This is a genomic window from Methylomonas stagni (genome assembly GCF_050154735.1).
GTDB lineage: Bacteria > Pseudomonadota > Gammaproteobacteria > Methylococcales > Methylomonadaceae > Methylomonas > Methylomonas koyamae_A.
In genome coordinates, this window is the sequence record NZ_CP189557.1 from 4,569,165 (window position 1) to 4,587,007 (window position 17,843).

Here is a 17,843-nt window from a genome sequence, read left to right on the forward strand (position 1 = left end):
TTAGGCTCCGGCTTCGGTCATGCCGCAGGATTGGTTGGCCGGTAAAGCTTGGTCGATGAAGCGCGGATAGGCCAGTTTCAGTTCCGCCATGATCGCGATGAATTCCTCGCGGCTACGGCCTTGGCCGATGCGCGGGTTTTTGGCCATCTCCTGCTTGATGGTCGAGACGGTGTTGCCTTGGTAGTCATGCCCCGGATACACCAGCGTGTCCGGAGCTAACGTAAATAGTTGGCCGGTGATGCTGTCGTAGAGTTGGCCGGCATCGCCTTGTTGAAAGTCGCTCCGGCCGCTGCCGCCGATCAGTAGCGCATCGCCGGTGAACACCCGGTCGCTCATCACGTAGGATACGCAGCCGGCGGTATGGCCCGGCGTATGGCGGACTTCGAAGTCCAGGTCGCCGATTTGCAGCGGCACGCCGCCGGTGACCAACAAGTCGGCGCACATCGCGCCGGCGTCGCGATGCACGACGCTTTTGCTGCCCAAGGTTTCCCGCAAGCGGCCGGCGCCGGTAATGTGGTCGGCGTGGACGTGGGTTTCCATCGTGTATACCAGCTTCAGGTTCAAGCTGGTCAGCAAATCGATGTAAGCGGGTACTTCCGACGCGACTGGGTCGATCAGACAGGCGCGGCGGGTACGTTCGCAACCGAGCAAATAGGTATAGGTGGAAGTTTCGGGTTCGAATAGTTGGCGGAAAAGCATCGTCGTTCTCCAGGTTGGTTGAATCGGGTAGACGTTGTCAATACGTAATCAAGAGCCGTGCCAATAGCTTGCACTGAATTGCCATAGGCTAAGTAATTGATTTTACTGGCTGTCGGTAGGGAGCAAGGCGGAAACGGTTGTTTCATGATGAAACATTGAAACAATACTGATACGCTTGAAACATTTTTGAAACAACCGCTTGGAAGGCCTATGTCGTTTTCATCCGCATTGTTTAAAACTTGGCTTTACCGGGCCGGCGCCGAGCCGCTGGTCGAGGCGCTCAGCGATCTGGCCGACAGCGGTGCGGTATTCATCGTCGATGCCGACAGCCAGATACTGTTCTGGAGCAAGAGCGCCGAAAAGCTGTTCGGCATCGGCGCCGAAACCGCGCTGGGCCAACCCTGTCACACGGTGTTGCATTGCGACGGCGAAGGCGACCCTTGCAACTTGGCGGAACTGCGCATCATCAAGTCACAGGGATTGAACGTCCACTTGCCCAACGGCGTCACGCTGCCGTGTTATCGAACCGCGCGGGCGTTTTTCGACGGCAACGGGGTGTTCGTCGGGGCGCTGGAGATCGTTCGACCGCAAACCGAATCCCAGCCGGCCAGTGCCGGCGACCACGACAGTTTCCACGGTATCCTGACCCGCGATCCCTTGATGCGGGAAGCGATTGCCATCATCCGCAACGTTGCCGAAACCGAAGTGACGGTACTGATACGCGGCGAATCGGGAACCGGCAAGGAAATCGTCGCCCACGCGCTGCATTTGGAAAGCCCTCGCCATTTCCAGCCGTTTTTGGCGATTAACTGCGCGGCGCTGACGCCCAGCTTGCTGGAGAGCGAACTGTTCGGCCACGTCAAGGGCGCGTTTACCGGCGCGGTGCGGCATCACATCGGCCTGTTCCAGCGCGCCAACGGCGGCACGCTGTTTTTGGACGAAGTCGCGGAATTGCCGCTCGAATTGCAAGCCAAGCTACTAAGGGTGTTGCAGGAGCGCAATTTCATTCCGGTCGGCGGCGACGCGGCGGTCAGCGTGGACGTGCGCATCATTGCCGCCACCCACCGCTCGCTACGGGAGGAAGTCAAGGCCGGCCGCTTTCGCGAAGATTTGATGTACCGCTTGCGGGTGGTGCCGATTTATCTGCCGCCGTTACGCGATCGCCGCCAGGATATTGGTCTGTTGCTATGGCATTTGATCGAACGCCACAACTTGCAAGGCCGGCGCCGGATCGATGCGATCGCGCCGGAAGCAATGCGCTTGCTGTTGGATTACCCTTGGCCCGGCAACGTCCGGGAATTGCAGAACGTGGTCGAATACGCCTTTGCTGTGGGGCGGGGCAGCGAAATGCGCTTGGAAGAATTGCCGCCGGAGTTCCGCGAACCGTTCGGCACGGCGGCCAAGCTCCCGCTTGCAGGTCAGACCGGGGCGCGTAGCGGCGACGAAGCCGGGCTGATCCGCGAAGCTTTGGCTCAGGGTGGCGGCAACTTGGAGCAAGCCGCCCGCTACGCCGGCATGAGCCGAGCCACCTTCTGGCGCAAGCGGCGCAAATACGGGTTGTAGCGGCGGGCCGGATTGATCGGTTCTTGCCTCAATACTCGCGGTCCGCACGAGACAACGCCGTCTTGGAACCGGACCGAGGATGTCTCGCACCCACGGCCGCCAGGCGTTGTCGCGACGGTCTCGCGTTGGCGGCTCGGCGGTGCGGCAATTCAACGCATATCGAAAAATCACGAGGTTTGTTAGATTTCGTACTTTGTAGCGCTTCGGGCAATTCGAAATCCGGGGCCGATAGGAGCATCAACATGAAACATCCGATAAAAGCCGGCTTGCTGGTGGTTGTGCTCGCGCACTTGATCGTCGGCGGCGCGGCCATCCACGCGATGTTCGCCTGGATTTTCGGAGGGCACGACCCTGTCACGGTCACTGCCGCTACCTCTACCGCCGTCCAGCCGCAAGTTTTGGGTGGTGGCGAACCCGCCGGGGCCGTGCTGGCCGCCAGCCAGCCAATACCTGGCAGGTAAGCGTCCTTCGAGCTGGCGGCGGCCGGTTCGACTTTCAGTTTCAGGTCGGACATTAAGCGCCGGCGGAGTGTCCCGCGCGGTTGTTTGCGAAGCCGCCGGTAATCCTCTGCGCTGAGTAGGACCGGTTGCGGCAGCGGTATGGACATAAAAGACTCAAGCGTTCAGCGACGGGTAGAAAGGCCAGGGCTATTTTTAGGCTTTGCCGGTCTTTGCAAGCAGTGCTAGGCGTTGGCGATCCGCTTAAATCCAAGTCGCTCCGGCACGCGGCGCCGACACCGATGTTTTTAGCGAGGATAAAAATCCGCTCCCGATCCGGCGCCTGTGATAAAACCCCCGCGTTTTTCCGATACGGTTTAGCTATGTCGATGTCCGCTTTCCCTATCCTGTATAGCTTCCGCCGCTGTCCTTACGCGATGCGGGCTCGATTGGCACTGGCGGCCGCCGGCGTCGTTGTCGAGCTGCGCGAAGTCCAATTGCGTCAAAAACCGGCGGCATTGTTGGCGATTTCGCCTAAGGCCACAGTGCCGGTGCTGCTGACCGAAACCGGCGAGGTCGTCGACGAAAGCCTGGACATCATGTTCTGGGCCTTGCGGCGGTCCGATCCCGAAGGTTGGCTGGCCGGCACCGACTCGGCGCGCACCTTGATCGCGCGCAACGACGGCGAGTTCAAGCACTGGCTGGACCGCTATAAGTATGCCGATCGCTATCCCGAACACAGCCAGACCGATTATCGCCGACGCGGCGAGGCGTTTTTGACGGCATTGGATGATCGTCTAAGGGGCTCGGCCTACTTGCGCGGCGACCGGTTCGGTTTGGCCGACGCCGCGATTGCGCCGTTCGTCCGCCAATTCGCGGCGGTCGACAGCGCCTGGTTCGAGGCCGCCGCTTACCCGGCGTTGCGGCGCTGGTTGAGCGAGTTTTTGGCGTCGACACGTTTCGCGGGCATTATGCACGGTTACCCCGCCTGGCAGCCGGACGTCGCGCCGGTTTGGTTCGGCGGCTTAATTTAGCGGCTCTGCAATGGGGCTTGAGTCCTTGGAAAGTGTTTCGATAACGTACGGAGATACCTTAAGTTGGAAAGGCCTCGGTTCCGGCCGAAACCTCTCTAAGAGACTTGTAACGATTCAGCAGAGGCTTCTTCCGGCGCGAAAACCGTCGTTTGGTCGTTAGAGCTTTGGCGGGCGCGGCCCTATCGAGTTTTTACTTGACGACTCAATGGGCCTAACGCGCAAATACCCTACTTAGGGAGGGTTTCCGGAACACGGATTTGCGGTTATTGTGTACCCGCTGATGAATGTTGCTAGAGCGGCTGGTCAGCGTAGTCGGATTCGATCAATCGATTGTCCGAGCATTTCCAAGACAAACAGGAGTTATCATGAAACTATTACGTACCTCATTTATGACGGCCGTGCTGTTAGGCGCGGGACTGAGTGCCGCTGACGCCGCGCAACAACCGAATTATTATGAATGCGTTGGTCGCGGGGCCAGCCTAAGCCTCAGTGTCGGCAGTAAATCGGAAGTCGGCATCCTGCCGGCGACCACCGTGCTCAATCTGGAGCTGGGTAAGAAGAGTTATTCTTACCAGGATACCGATATTTCCGTGGAATCGACCTTAATTGGCGACCTGTGGGAGGTAACTTTGGGCTTTATCCCGGATGTCAGCGTGGATCACGCTTCGTTGGTCATTCCGCAAATCAATCTCGGCAATGCGCCTTACCGCTTCGCGAGCAAGCTGATTTTGACCCACGTACAGACGCCATTCACCACCGAACCCCCCGTTGGCGTTGTGAATGCTTCGAAGTACATCGACCTCAACTGCACCGCGTCGGTGTTGTTCTACTAAGCGCTAAAACCCCGCCGGCGGCGTGATCCCAAACCGGCGGGGCCGATTTCGCCATCGGCTAGCTTTGGAGCAGTATAGCGGCTGGCCGATTTGGATGAGGCCGTCGTGGTTTGTGAGCGTTGGCCGGCTCAGTTTCGCCAATCAAAATGAAGCTTCCGCTTGAAATTTATGCCATCGCTCACCATGCTGTGGATGTAGCGCCGCTTGCTGGAGAGATTCTAGTCAGTCGCCCAGCGTGCAAAGCGTAGATTGAGGTTTCCGAGAACCGTCGCGGGAACCACCAAGCCGGAGGTCATCATGCAACATTCTCCCAATTCCCATTCAGCCGATGTATTCGTCAAACGCCTGATCGCCGTTGGCGCGATGGCGGCCGCGTTGATCCTGCTGTGGCATTGGCGGCCGGAAACACCGATCGAGCCGGCGCCGGTCAGAACCGTCGCGGCGCGCGGCGATTTGGCCGCCGATGAAAAAAGCACGATAGAACTATTCGAAAAATCCCGCGATTCGGTGGTTTACATCACCACCGCTTCGCTGGTGCGCGACGCCTGGACCCGCAACGTATTCTCGGTGCCCAAGGGCTCCGGTTCCGGTTTTATCTGGGACGAGGCCGGCCACGTAGTCACCAATTTCCACGTGATCGCCGGCGCCAACGAAGCCACGGTCAAACTGGCCGACGGCCGCGACTATAAAGCGGCGCTGGTTGGCGCCAGCCAGGTGCACGACATCGCGGTGTTGGAAATCGGCGTCGGCTTCAAACGGCCGCCGCCGGTACCGGTCGGCACCAGCAACGACCTCAAGGTCGGGCAAAAAGTGTTCGCGATCGGCAACCCGTTCGGTTTGGACTGGACCTTGACCAGCGGCATCGTCTCGGCGCTGGATCGCTCGCTGGGCGGCCAGGACGGCCCGGCGGTCGAGCACTTGATCCAGACCGATGCGGCGATCAATCCCGGCAACTCCGGCGGTCCGCTGCTGGATTTGGCCGGCCGCTTGATCGGCATCAACACCGCGATTTACAGCCCCAGCGGCGCGTCGGCCGGCATCGGTTTCGCGGTGCCGGTCGATACCGTGATGCGGGTAGTGCCGGAGTTGATTAAACAAGGCAAATACATTCGCCCGGCGCTGGGTATCGAGATCGACCAGCAAATGAACGAGCGCTTGGCCGAGTTGACCGGTATCGCAGGCGTCGCGGTGTTACGGGTGCAACCCGGCTCGGCGGCCGATCAAGCCGGCTTGCGGGGCGTCGAAATCACGCCGGACGGAGTCGTGCCCGGCGACGTCATCGTCGCGATCGACGGCAAGGATGTCGATTCCCTGTCCAAATTGTTCGCCCGTTTGGACGATCGGCAAGTCGGCGACGTCGTCAAAGTGCGGCTGGTCAACAACGGCCGGACGCGCGAAGTCGAAGTGACCTTGCAACCGGGGAACTGATGCCTTACCCCCAACCGGGCGCGCGAGGCCCCCGCGCCCGGTTGCCAGCTAGCTCGCCATTTGGCGACCGGCTGGTAAGCTGACAAGACGAACCACTCGTGTGACCAACCATGACCGCAAGCAAATCGCCCAGACTCAATCCGCGCAAACTGCTGCTCAGCAAATGGACCGCCGTGGCGCCTCGGCGTAAAGAAAAACACTTCATCGTCAGCGAAGTGCTGTGGCCGGACGACCCGGCGGCTCCATTGGAATTCATTGAATTGGAAGCCGTGCATAGCCGGCGCAGGCAACGGCTGCCGTGGCGGGCTTTGCTGGATACGGACACGTGGCGGCAGGGCTGGCATTGAGGGGCCGTCGATGAATGAGGTGGCGAGGTTTTCGGGCCGAGCCAATCGGCCCGCCTCTTCGACTCCGCTCCCTTCGACTCCGCTCAGGGCGCGGGCCGGTTTTTAGCCGAGCGGAGTTGATTGTTCCGTGGCCGTTTCCTAACAGGCGCCGTCCGATCCCTGAGCGCAATGCCGTTAAGTTAAGCCGTACGTGGTTGACTGCATGGATGCGAGAAGCAGAGCAACGTAGGAGCAGTTGCCGAGAGCTTGTCGAACCATGAACGGCTTAACTATTCGCCCTTCGACAGGCTCAGGACGAACGGTCAATCCTTAACTTAACGACATTGCCCCCGAGCGGAGCGGCCCGGTCCGAGAATCGAGCCACCCGGTCCCTTGGCTGAGCCAAGAGTAGAGCCACCCGGTCCCTGAGCGGAGTCGAAGGGAACGTCTCCCATCCAAACGCCGAATCGATACAATGTCCCCACGTCCAAACCAACCGGCATCGACTTGGATTTTTGACCAGCCAAAGGAAAACTCGAATGACCCACTCGATCGCGAAACCGGCCAATCCGCAGGGGAAGGGAGCGTTGCCGTGCTGGACAGCTTGCAGCAGGCCCGGAACCAATTGGTCGCCCCAGCCAAAAGCCTGCGGCAAATCAGCAGCGACCTGTTTACCTCGTTGTTCGTGTTAAACAGCCACATTCGTTTCAAACCGACCGCCAAGCAAACCTATTGGCTTTATCTGAAAGACGGCGAATATCGGCTGTCGTTGATCGCGCCGGTGCAGTGGTCGCCGGATCGGTCCGGCCGCTTCATTGGCGCCTGCGAGCTGCAAGCCGATTTGACCTGGACCCTGGAACTGTCCGCCGACTGCGCCAACGACCGGGCCTTCCTGCAAACGATAGCCGAACGCCGCCGGCAACTGGAACAGACACTGCAACAGGCCGAAAAAATCGAAGACGCTTTGCCGGTCTACGTCGAAACCCTGCCGTATTACGCCAGAGTGCTGGCCTCGGCGTTGGCGTATTCGTTGAAGCAATCGATGCAAAAATCCGGCATTTTGGGTTTGAGCTTTCGGCAAGCCGAAAAGCAGCAGCGGCTAACTCAAACCGAATAGCGCCGCCTTGCCGCGCCGATAACGCGAGCGTTGAGGGAAACCTGAATACGGTCAGGCACAAGCCCAACAAAATCCCGGTAAACAGACGACGGCGAAAAAAACGGGGGCGTTGCCGTTTGAACAGTCGCGCGGCCGTGTTTGAACCGCAACGATCTACTCGCGACAGGTAACGCCGTCGTTTGCATGTGCAAGGTTCTTATCCGAACCGTCAGCGTTGCCATCTAAACATCGACGCTTCTCCGCCGAATAGGCAGTCATGCCTGTTGAACACGCAGTCATACCTGATGCACACGCAACGTCGATGGTTTAACACGCAAGCTTTCATGTTTACCACGCAAGCGTCGCCGATCAAGAGGCGCGGGCCGCAGTTCATCGGACACGCGCCGCTGTTCGACGGAAACGGCCGACTGTCCATCGGCGACATCTCGGTGTTCGCATAACATCGCCGCGTGTTCATCGGCGGGCGCCCGGTGTTTATATGCGGAACGCGGGTGTTAAACACTGGCCGCCCGGTGTTCGAATCAGACGCTTGCCTGTTAACCAAGCATCGCTCGCTGTTCGCGTTGGAATGCCGGCTGTTTAGCGGCGATGCCTGCGTGTCCGGCATGAAGCATTGACCCTGCGATGGAGAAGCGCGGAGTGTTATCCGAGCCGATTGGCGTTTTGTTAGCGGCTGCCGTGCGCCGGCCGGAAGGCTTGGATATTTTGGGGTTCGCCCCTGTTACTGCTTTTGCAAACTTCGCGGTCGATCGGTTACGATCTGGGAGGCTTTGCTTCGTTCTTTTTTAGATAGTATTGGCTCTGCGAAGGGAAAATGTCATTACCTATCGAGTGTTATTCGGCTATAAAGCCAAGCTGTATCGTATATTTGGAATATATTTGGTAATTCGGATGCCTAGCGAGAGAGCCACGCGAAACGACTTGATTGATACCCAGCTCGCCCTTGCCGGTTGGTCCAAGCAGCGAAAAATGCTGGTTGAAGAATTCTTAATGCAAGTCGCCACGCCGGACCAACCTTACGGAAAAGATCAATTCGCCGATTACGTCTTGCTTGGCTCCGACGGTAAACCATTGGCGGTCGTCGAGGCGAAACGCACTTCGCGTGACGAGTTGGCGGGCAAACGCCAAGCGGCGGATTATGCCGAAGCCATTAAAGCCAAAACTGGTGTTGATCCGTTTGTGTTCTTGACCAACGGCAAGGAAATCCAGTTCTGGGATCGAGACCGCTACCCGCCGCGTAAGATCGCTGGTTTTTACACCCGCGACGACCTGGAACGCCTAAGGCACCAAAAGCAATACGCGCTACCGGTGAGCGAAGTCACCATCAATGCCGAGATTGCCGGCCGTGATTATCAAAACGAAGCGATCCGCCGAGTGACCGAAGGCATCGATGCCGCCAAACGCAAATTTTTATTGGTGATGGCAACCGGTACCGGTAAAACCCGCACCACCATTGCCTTGGTCGATACCCTGCTACGGGCCAAGCGTGTGCAAAAAGTGCTGTTTCTGGCGGATCGTCGAGAACTGGTCCGTCAGGCCATGTCCGAATTCAAAACCCATCTCCCCAACGAGAGTTTGAGCCGAATAGAAGGCGGTTCAACCTCTGGAGCGCGTATTCAATTCGCTACCTATCCTAGCATGATGCAGGTTTATCAACGCCTGTCGGTCGGGTGTTACGACCTGATCGTCGCCGACGAAAGCCACGCCAACCGAAATCACAAAGCAATAGAAGCATGACTAATCCACAAAACGAAAAAGCCGACGTTTTGATCGTTACGGTTACTAAAGTCGAAAGTATGGCGGTGCTTGAGGCTTTTAAGAAGGCTACGGGTAATAGCGCAACTTCAATCACCATTGATGATCGCGTTTACCGAAGTTTAGGAGAGATTAACGGGGCGCGAGTTTTCATGGCCTTGTCTGAGATGGGATCAGGAGGATTGGGGGCATCCCAGCAATCCGTTCAAAAGGGAATAAAAGCATTAACCCCCCATGCTGTCATTATGGTAGGAATTGCTTTTGGAGTTAACAAAGAAAAGCAAGCTATAGGCGAAATTTTAGTTTCCAAACAATTGATGCTTTATGAACTCCTAAAAAAGGGTAAGAGTGGAAAAATCACACCTCGTGGCGACCGACCACATGCATCTACAAGGTTGATAAATTACTTACAAAATGCTGATTTGGATTGGGATGGTTCTAAGGTTGATTTTGGTTTGATATTAACCGGTGAAAAATTGGTTGATAATATTAACTACCGAGATTCGCTAATAAAATTAGAATCGGAGGCTATTGGTGGAGAAATGGAAGGCGCTGGACTCTATACAGCGTGTCAAGACGAAAAGATCGATTGGATATTAGTTAAGGCTATTTGCGATTGGGCAGATGGAAATAAACATCAAGACAAAAAAGAACGTCAGCAACTAGCTGCACAAAATGCAGCTACTTTTGTTCTTTATGCACTGCAACATGCTCCTTTAAAACCGCCGCTGGGCTTTAAAAATGAAAGTGCGTCACTCAGTAATACAGTAACTAATTACGTTGGAGTTGCCACCGAATCAAAAATAATTGGATCCTCGTTTTCCGCAGAGCTAGAACAGTTGTGCACCGAACTCGGTGATGTTTATGCGGAAAAGCTCGAATCAATTAGTGCAATTCGAGGCGCAGGAAACATCGAAGCTGCTTGGAATAAACTGACGGTTGAGCTAACTTCGCTAACCAGCAGTCATATTCCTCAAGATATTCAAGCGCGATATTATTACTACGCGGCTCGTTGGGCTCAAGAAGATGATAAGTCTGTCGAGCAATATACCTCTTACTACAGAACAGCCTGTCGTCTTAATCCAAAAATCGATGATCGAACTTATCGAGCTTTTGAGTTTGCCAGAGAAAGGAAATTTGACGATGCCATTGCTATCCTTGCACCGCTCGATTCTGAACCCGCTGTAATTTACTCATTCAAGTATTTACTGGATTCCGGACGATTCTCGGAAATTGACGAGTTTATGAGCAAGTTGGCAACGCCGGTTACTGATGAAATCAGGCGGTTTCAAGCGCTTTGTTTATTAGCCATGAAAAATGCAGATGGTGCATGGCAAATTCTTGCGCCGACACTTTCTAAAAATAAGGACAATATTCTCTTTCAATTGACTGCTAGCTATATTGCGTTTTGGCAAGCGCTACCTACTGATCTTCACAGCGTTGGTGTGATTCCGCCGCAGTTCTTTGTATCCAATATGTTTGCGCTAGGTGAAGATCACGAAACGCAAATGCGAGTAGCTCTGAGTTATGTAGAGCAAGCACTAAAAAATATAAACGCAGAGCCAAGAAGCGAAGTAAGGGACGCGATTATCAGCGCCGATCTTGCCGTTTGTATTTGTTTGCCAGACAAACATACCGATGCGATTGAAAAAGCAAAGTCCGTCCTGACTAAAAATCCAATCGATCCGGCACCCATTCTTTGCTTGATGCGACTGATGGCAGATTATGATTGGAGCCATACGCTTGATGCACTGCATGAAGCATGTGAACAGCCACATTCTCCGATGTGGCAGATTGAAATGTACACAGACTTACTATTGCACGCGGGCCAAGACGAGTCCGCGTGGCAACATCTCTTACGCTTTGAAAACCGTTTTTCTGCAAACGACGAAGACAAAATACATTGGATTGATCGAGCCGTTCATAGTCTTGACTCATTAGGGCGATTATATGAACTATCGGGACGAATAATCGAATTGGACGATACAGACCAATATCGTCGAGTTAAGGCTGGTTATTGGCTACGGTGTGGCAAAATTGCCGATGGACTCGCTATTGCTAAAGAACTGGTAAAAAATCCAGGTACACGACTCGATTACATCAATCTTGTGAATATCTATCATCATGAGCGGATGTGGCAGGAATTAGCTAAGTCCACCAAGCTATGTTTAGAACGCTTCAAAGAAGAAACTCCTGCACATATTGTCGAAAAGCTCGCCCAATCGCTATGGGCATTAAATAAACCTAAAGAAGCTTTGGCGGTTTTAGATCAATACCAGCCTGTATTTGAGCGCGAGGGGGTTATAAACAATTACTTCGCTAGCCGTATGTCCGTACAAATTGCCTTGGGTCAATATTTGCCTGCGTGGGAGGCAAGCGAACCTTTGTGGTTAGCGAAACCAAATGAGCGGCTTTTGGTGCAACGAGCAACATTGCAAGTATCGTTGGGTGACGTTCCGCGAGCTATCGAGCTACTCAAGCAAGGCGCTGAACAAGGTTTTAAAACTCCTCAAGTTTTAGTGCAAATCGCACAATACAGCCTACCAATTGACCGCGAGGAAGCATTCCGTTATGCGCAGTACGCAGTCGACCTGCATCCTGACGATCCGCAATTACTGCTCTGCGCTGCAATGGTTGGCTTTGAGTCCGGTCATAGCGATTGGGCCGCCATGCAACTGGGAGCTTTACGGCACAAGTTTCCGGATAGCGGCTTGTTACAGGAAGTTAAATTACCAACGCTTTTAGACTGGATGCATGAAGGCCAAGAACGTAGCAGAGCAAATTGGCAACAATTTCTTGATGGACAACTACCGCAGCATTTATGGTTAGATAGCAAACGTAGTGGGTTTGGCGCTGAGTTCTATTGGCGGTGGCAAAATAACCATAATCAGCCGCTATGCCAGCATGTGCCCTTTCTCATGAGTTACGGAGGAGGCTCCATAGAGCCTTTGCTTAAAGATTGGCATGAAAACTCCATAATCATGGACTATTCAGCATGTTTAATTGCACATCAACTAAAGCTCTTTCCATTTATCGATAAAGCTTTTGATGAAATTTATATTGCACCTTGTTTATTTTCCATTATTGGAAATGAAATCCAGCAATTGGCTCGCGCTCAATCCGACTTGATTGAACAGGCTGAAAAGTTGTTTAATCATTTGGATAGTTTGTCGTTGAAATGGCTACCAGAGCCAAAGCTGGAAGCTGGAGAATTTTCAGGCTTACAGCTCCTTGATCGCATTAATTGGCATCTTGCTGATAAATTTAATCTCTGGATTGTAGAGGATCATTTCGCGACTGAATTATTTGAAAGTGGAGAAATTCCTGAAGCTTTGAAAGCTCTAAGGATGACATATGTGGATGTTTTCACATTCATGAAGGAGCAAGGTGAGTTATTTCTGGACGAAAATCTGCTCGAAAAAATATCGATTCATAGTCCAGATCCATTAAAATTTAAACAGCTTAGCAGTTGCAATAACTTGTTAGTAGATCGACCATTTTTAGAGCGATTGCTTAATTTAAATCTATTAGAATCTGCTGCTAAATTATTCAATTTTTATTGTATTGATGGTTTGCAGGAGCAACTACATTCAGATATTGAAAGCAACCGATATCGGCATAAAATCAAAGCCTGGTTAGAATCCTTGCAATCTGAACTCAAACGCTTGCAAGCCAAAGACAAGCTTAAACTTCTTACATTACCGCGATTACCCGACGAGTCGCCTGATGATTGGAACTTGAGTTTAGCATTGCAACAATTATTGCTAGGTGTTGAGCAGATAAACTTTCCCGTTTGGATAGATGATCGTTTGCTCGGTAGCTATACAACAGCCTCAGCAAATCAAAATGTACCTATTGTTGGTGTACATGACATATTAGCCTTACTCTATTCACGAAAAGTGATTACAGAAGGCAAATTTGTTGAATCCTTTCGAAATTTGACTCGTGTCAGCGTCGGTTGCCGCTTACCTCCGTTAAGTTACTTGATGGGCGAAATAGCTCTAGCCAAGATCGATGCAACATCAGGTTGTTTAATAGAAAATTCTTTTTTGGCAAAACTGCGCGAAAGCCTGTTCTTAACCCTATCGCCTACATCTATTCTCAATAAAGAACCCTTACGCCCCGACTTAATGCCAGAGGAGGCGTCGTTTCGATTTCAACTGCATCGGTTAGTAGATGCTGCAATGGTAGATATTTGGGCGTCGAAAAAAATTAATCGGGCACAACGAATAGCAGTGGCAGACTGGTTGTATTACAAATTCTTGCCTCAGAGAGGAAGGTTGGTTTCATTTGGAGAAGAATTCAGCATTGATCCAATTCAGCGTATGGCAACGGAACAAAGTTTAAGAATGTGTTTGCCATGGATGTTACTTAATCAATCCGGTTCTATTAGAGAATATTATCAATGGCTGTTTTCCTATCTGGAACCGGCATGGCGGAATCAGCCTGCTTTACGTGAAGCAACTTTATTTCGTTTTACCGAATTAATTATCGATCAATTTAAATTTTGTTTAAAAGATGAAGATAAGGCACTGGCGATCGAAGTATTCGCAATTCCTTTAAGATGTCTTCCTAATAATATTTTAGTCAAATTATTGTCCCACCCTGCATTAGAACCTCATTTAAGCTGCTATTTCCAGACAGGCGAGTACATCGAAACACTTGATTTATTAATTCCTGAAGACGAATGGAAAGAGTTGACCGAATCAAGTATTAATCTAGGGGGTGGAAAATCGCTTGCTAAAACCATAAATGACCGAAAAATTACTATTGAATTTAAGCCAAAAAATGGGATCGGCGATATGATTTGCGTTTCAGGTCAGGCTGCCAATGGACGCCTTACCCAACTTCACATCCTGACTCCATATATACGTTTAGAACATTCAATGCCTGAAAAACGTATCAATTGGCTGGATGAAATAGTCAAAATAGGACTTTTATCGGAAGAGGATTCAATTAACCACCGATCTATTTTGGCTAGTGATGGTTTTAATGTAGCGGTTAATGCTTTGCGAACTTGCTGTGATCATTCAGCTGACTTTTTCTTTTCCTTTGCTCAATATGCGCTCAAAATTTCTAAACTTTCCGAGCATCATTGGCTGCAAATCCTCCCTGCTTATAGTGACATACTTATATCAGCCAGCCCGGCTGAAATATCCGCTGAATGGCTTTTTGCTGATGCTGTCAACACTGTAAAAACGAAAAAACGTTTAGCAAGTATTGCCGCGCTACCTTTTGGAAAACCATTTGACCTTGCCACGTTTGTAGAACAAGCCCTTTCTGCAGGCATGATTCCTATAGGAACAATAACTGAACTGATGGATGATTTAGCGGCATCAAGTTTAAATCCAATCGTTCTTCAAAATCTGCTTGCAACCTACCTGCACCTCCCTGATGAATCCAGTAAGCAAAAGCAGATTGAAGCACTTATTCAAACCTTGCTAAGGTTGGATCAAAGCCCGGATACCAAAGAAGCGTTTGAACACTATATCGAACTGCTACACCTAATATGGAATTATTTTCAAATCACAGCAGAATTCAAAAATAATACTTACGAGGAGCGTGTTACCTGGGCATATATTTACGCCGACCGCATATTAGGCGGAATGTTACAGCAAAAGACTTCTGATTTAGATTATTGGGTTATAGCATCCAAAAACATTAAGGAAGCAGTTGTCACATTGCAAAAACAACAGAACCCTTTTGTCAGCGAAGTAGATAATGAAGCTGATGTCATTTTGCCTAGTGCAGCTTCTTGGTGGCGAACAATCATTGGCGGAACATTAGGCATCCTCAGGCGAGATATTGATTACTTAAGCAATGCTAAGCAATCCGTTCTTAAAATGATTCAGCCTCTTTTAAACTCTTGCAACGCATTCGACCATACTAAATTGCATCAGTTTGAATTTCTTGAGCCAAACGATTTTGTTAATAATCACAAAAATAGCGTTATCACCAATCAAGGATGGACATACGCAGAACAGCTCCACGCGCAATTATCTGGAAACCAATCGTACACGCAAAACCAGCCCATGAATTTTTGGCTAGAAGCTATTAAGAACGGGGACAGTAATCTATTGAATAGTTACTTTTCCATTCTGGCACGCTATCCAGACCCTGTAGAACCAGAACTGGTTGAATCGCTAAGCAGCATTGTAGAAAAATTTCTTGAGGAAGCTTCGTTTAATCAAGTCAACCAGAAATCGTTTTTAGCACAAGCCGAGCTGCTTGGACGGTTAAAGAATGATCATGCGTTAGATTTGCGCGAGCAGCTCATTGAAAAAGCGGTCAACGCATTGCACACCGAACGAGGCCTTTGGTCATTAATTCCTGATTTACTCTTTAGAGCTTATCGAGATGAGAACCGTTTATTGCGAGTCGATAGTTTCATTGTTGCCATGAATCGAATAGCCAATGCTCTTTCAATTGATACAAAGGAATTTAGTGAGTTCTGTGTTTTTATTCGGCGTATAGAGGCATATATACCTACAGAAAATTGGCCTACGCTTTGGAAAGTATTTGAACAGGATGGCAGCTAGCGAATGATTTTCGACAACAAACGCATTGAGCTTAGTGAAACATATAAAGCTGGAATGATATTTCTCCCAATATCGACAGCATCTTACACAAATCGGTGGTTATTGAGATGCTCAAGGATACTATTTGGTTTTGTAGACTTTGACTTTACAAGTTACGAGCGGTGTTGGCAGAGCGCGTTACAAGATATCCTACTGCTATGGCTATCAGATATGTTTCTGAATGAACGTGGTAAAGCTCCAATTTACCATAGGGAGGAGGAATGACTCCAGATTTCATTTCCTTGTTCGATACACCCACCGGCTACACCGACTGGCTAACCGAACTCAAAACCCGCATTCATTCCGCTCAGCAACGCGCGGCCTTATCCGTCAATCGCGAATTAGTCTTGCTGTATTGGCAAATCGGTCGCGACATATTGGAGCGGCAAGCGCAACAAGGCTGGGGCGCCAAGGTAATCGAACGGCTATCGCACGATTTGCGCACCTCGTTTCCGGATATGAAAGGCTTTTCGCGCGCCAATTTGATGTACATGCGCGCTTTCGCGGAAGCTTGGCCTGACGTCGAAATTGTCCAACAGCTTGTTGGACAATTACCCTGGGGCCACAACTTGGTGTTACTCAGCAAACTAAAAGACGCCGAAAACCGTAAGCGCTACGCCGAGCGGGCTATCGAATATGCTTGGTCGCGCAACGTGTTGAACATCCACATCGAAACCCGTTTGTTGGAACGGGAAGGCAACGCGGTCACTAATTTCGAAGCCAATTTGCCAAAGCCCCATTCGGATCTGGCCCGCGAATCCTTGAAAGATCCCTATTTGTTCGATTTCCTCGGCATCGGCCAGGAAGCCGACGAGCGGGAGATCGAAAGCGCGCTAGTTCAGCATATCACCCGTTTTCTGATCGAACTTGGCGCTGGCTTTGCCTTTGTCGGCCGGCAGTATCATCTGGAAGTGGGCGGCGACGATTTCTTCATCGACTTGTTGTTTTATCACCTGAAGTTGCGCTGCTATGTGGTGGTGGAGCTCAAGACGGGTGCTTTCAAGCCGGAACACACGGGGCAATTGAGTTTTTACCTGACGGCGGTAGATTCGCAACTTAAATCAGAGCACGACGGCCCAACCATCGGTTTACTGTTGTGTAAGACCAAAAACCGGGTCGTGGCCGAATACGCTTTGCGCGATACCAACAAGCCGATCGGCGTGGCGGAGTATCAATTAGTTGAAGCTTTGCCAGCCGAATTGCAAACCAGTTTGCCGAGCATTGAGCAAATAGAACGGGAGTTGGTTGAGCATTAAACCCCGTGCGAACTAAGTTCGATCAAATGTCCATACTCGGAAAAAGGAACAGGCGGTTATAGCCCTGCGAGGTATCCGTGGGCGACTACCTCCGCGAAGGGCATGTACAGATGATTCAAACATTTTAAAACGTGGCTTCATCACATCCCGAAATCGCTTCGCGTGGTTCGGGATGCTGTGGCTGGAAGCTCGGTCCGCCGGCTTTATTGGGGGCTTGCGTTCGCTTATTTTCGTTGGCGCTTGAGCGTCATAAAGCCCGCCATCGCGCTGAACATCAACCATGCCGAAGCGGGCAGCGGTACGTTGGAAATTCCGCTGACGTTAATCAGCGCGTTGCTGAAATCCGGGGTGATGACGTTGCCGGCCGAGCCGAAGGGGTCTTGATTGTTCACCGACAGATTAATCGCGCTCGAGCCGCTACCGATAGCCACAAAGGTGAAGGTGGCGATGTCGAACGAGCCGCTGCTCAAATTGGCGCCGAATTGGCTGAAATCGGTAAACTCGATCTTCCCGGCGTTGTTGTCGATCGTGCCGGGTTGATTGATGAAGCTCCACAACGTGGCATTCACCACCACCGAATCGGCTTGCAGGATGGCGCTGTCGAAGCTCAGATCCACCGAACCGCCGTCCAGTCCGCCGCTAAAGGCTTCGCCTTTCAACACCAAGCTGAAGGTATCCCCCAGATTGACATCCAGGCTGCTTGGATCGAAGAACACGTGGTTGGCTAACGCGGCCTGGCCTTCGCCGAAACAGAGCGCGCCCAGCAGGGTGAATGCGGCGGGCAAGGTTTTTATTTTCATGGATTTAACTCCCAATT

General features: G+C 51.6%; 12 protein-coding genes. 10 read left to right on the forward strand and 2 right to left on the reverse strand.

The annotated features are described in order from the left end of the window. Entirely contained in the window at nucleotides 1–699 is a 699-nt protein-coding gene (locus ACP4CD_RS20905; protein WP_426992435.1) for an MBL fold metallo-hydrolase, read from the reverse strand. Nucleotides 700–909: 210 nt separating this feature from the next. Here ACP4CD_RS20905 and ACP4CD_RS20910 point away from each other — a divergent pair, with 210 nt between their 5' ends. The 10 genes from ACP4CD_RS20910 to ACP4CD_RS20955 all read left to right on the forward strand — a co-directional run bounded on the left by ACP4CD_RS20910 (nucleotide 910) and on the right by ACP4CD_RS20955 (nucleotide 17,026). Then, nucleotides 910–2,262: a sigma-54 interaction domain-containing protein gene (locus ACP4CD_RS20910; protein ID WP_064024702.1), complete on the forward strand. Its 1,353-nt coding sequence runs from the start codon at nucleotides 910–912 to the stop codon at nucleotides 2,260–2,262. A gap of 242 nt (nucleotides 2,263–2,504) precedes the next feature. Next, nucleotides 2,505–2,723, forward strand: coding sequence for a hypothetical protein (locus tag ACP4CD_RS20915; protein ID WP_426992437.1), 219 nt, complete (start codon nucleotides 2,505–2,507; stop codon nucleotides 2,721–2,723). A gap of 359 nt (nucleotides 2,724–3,082) precedes the next feature. Then, nucleotides 3,083–3,733, forward strand: coding sequence for a glutathione S-transferase (locus ACP4CD_RS20920; protein WP_426992439.1), 651 nt, complete (start codon nucleotides 3,083–3,085; stop codon nucleotides 3,731–3,733). Nucleotides 3,734–4,098: 365 nt separating this feature from the next. After that, nucleotides 4,099–4,566, forward strand: coding sequence for a hypothetical protein (locus ACP4CD_RS20925; protein ID WP_157197715.1), 468 nt, complete (start codon nucleotides 4,099–4,101; stop codon nucleotides 4,564–4,566). Nucleotides 4,567–4,863: 297 nt separating this feature from the next. Beyond that, nucleotides 4,864–5,994: a S1C family serine protease gene (locus ACP4CD_RS20930; RefSeq protein WP_426992441.1), complete on the forward strand. Its 1,131-nt coding sequence runs from the start codon at nucleotides 4,864–4,866 to the stop codon at nucleotides 5,992–5,994. 110 nt (nucleotides 5,995–6,104) lie between these two features. Next, complete coding sequence (locus ACP4CD_RS20935; RefSeq protein WP_426992443.1) at nucleotides 6,105–6,341, forward strand: TIGR02450 family Trp-rich protein; 237 nt, start codon at nucleotides 6,105–6,107, stop codon at nucleotides 6,339–6,341. Nucleotides 6,342–6,912: 571 nt separating this feature from the next. Next, nucleotides 6,913–7,437 carry a DUF2452 domain-containing protein gene (locus ACP4CD_RS20940; protein WP_426992444.1) on the forward strand — a complete coding sequence of 175 codons (525 nt, stop codon included), beginning with the start codon at nucleotides 6,913–6,915 and terminating at the stop codon, nucleotides 7,435–7,437. Between the two features lie 969 nt (nucleotides 7,438–8,406). Further along, nucleotides 8,407–9,174 (forward strand): DEAD/DEAH box helicase family protein, encoded by a 768-nt coding sequence (locus ACP4CD_RS20945; RefSeq protein ID WP_426992446.1) that lies wholly within the window; start codon nucleotides 8,407–8,409, stop codon nucleotides 9,172–9,174. After that, the gene (locus ACP4CD_RS20950) at nucleotides 9,171–15,731 is read left to right on the forward strand and encodes a hypothetical protein (RefSeq protein WP_426992448.1); all 6,561 of its coding nucleotides are present in this window, start codon (nucleotides 9,171–9,173) and stop codon (nucleotides 15,729–15,731) included. The genes ACP4CD_RS20945 and ACP4CD_RS20950 overlap by 4 nt, the downstream gene beginning before the upstream one ends. Before the next feature lie 260 nt (nucleotides 15,732–15,991). Then, nucleotides 15,992–17,026, forward strand: a complete 1,035-nt coding sequence (locus tag ACP4CD_RS20955; protein WP_426992450.1) for a PDDEXK nuclease domain-containing protein — start codon at nucleotides 15,992–15,994, stop codon at nucleotides 17,024–17,026. A gap of 224 nt (nucleotides 17,027–17,250) precedes the next feature. Here ACP4CD_RS20955 and ACP4CD_RS20960 read toward each other — a convergent pair whose 3' ends face one another. Further along, the gene (locus ACP4CD_RS20960; RefSeq protein WP_426992452.1) at nucleotides 17,251–17,826 is read right to left on the reverse strand and encodes a hypothetical protein; all 576 of its coding nucleotides are present in this window, start codon (nucleotides 17,824–17,826) and stop codon (nucleotides 17,251–17,253) included. Nucleotides 17,827–17,843 lie beyond the last annotated feature (17 nt).

Excerpts from the sequence above, each read along its gene's own strand:
- ACP4CD_RS20905 (WP_426992435.1), bottom strand. The coding sequence starts at position 699 with ATGCTTTTCCGCCAACTATTCGAACCCGAAACTTCCACCTATACCTAT.
- ACP4CD_RS20910 (WP_064024702.1), top strand. The coding sequence starts at position 910 with ATGTCGTTTTCATCCGCATTGTTTAAAACTTGGCTTTACCGGGCCGGC.
- ACP4CD_RS20915 (WP_426992437.1), top strand. The coding sequence starts at position 2,505 with ATGAAACATCCGATAAAAGCCGGCTTGCTGGTGGTTGTGCTCGCGCAC.
- ACP4CD_RS20920 (WP_426992439.1), top strand. The coding sequence starts at position 3,083 with ATGTCGATGTCCGCTTTCCCTATCCTGTATAGCTTCCGCCGCTGTCCT.
- ACP4CD_RS20925 (WP_157197715.1), top strand. The coding sequence starts at position 4,099 with ATGAAACTATTACGTACCTCATTTATGACGGCCGTGCTGTTAGGCGCG.
- ACP4CD_RS20930 (WP_426992441.1), top strand. The coding sequence starts at position 4,864 with ATGCAACATTCTCCCAATTCCCATTCAGCCGATGTATTCGTCAAACGC.
- ACP4CD_RS20935 (WP_426992443.1), top strand. The coding sequence starts at position 6,105 with ATGACCGCAAGCAAATCGCCCAGACTCAATCCGCGCAAACTGCTGCTC.
- ACP4CD_RS20945 (WP_426992446.1), top strand. The coding sequence starts at position 8,407 with ATGCTGGTTGAAGAATTCTTAATGCAAGTCGCCACGCCGGACCAACCT.
- ACP4CD_RS20950 (WP_426992448.1), top strand. The coding sequence starts at position 9,171 with ATGACTAATCCACAAAACGAAAAAGCCGACGTTTTGATCGTTACGGTT.
- ACP4CD_RS20955 (WP_426992450.1), top strand. The coding sequence starts at position 15,992 with ATGACTCCAGATTTCATTTCCTTGTTCGATACACCCACCGGCTACACC.
- ACP4CD_RS20960 (WP_426992452.1), bottom strand. The coding sequence starts at position 17,826 with ATGAAAATAAAAACCTTGCCCGCCGCATTCACCCTGCTGGGCGCGCTC.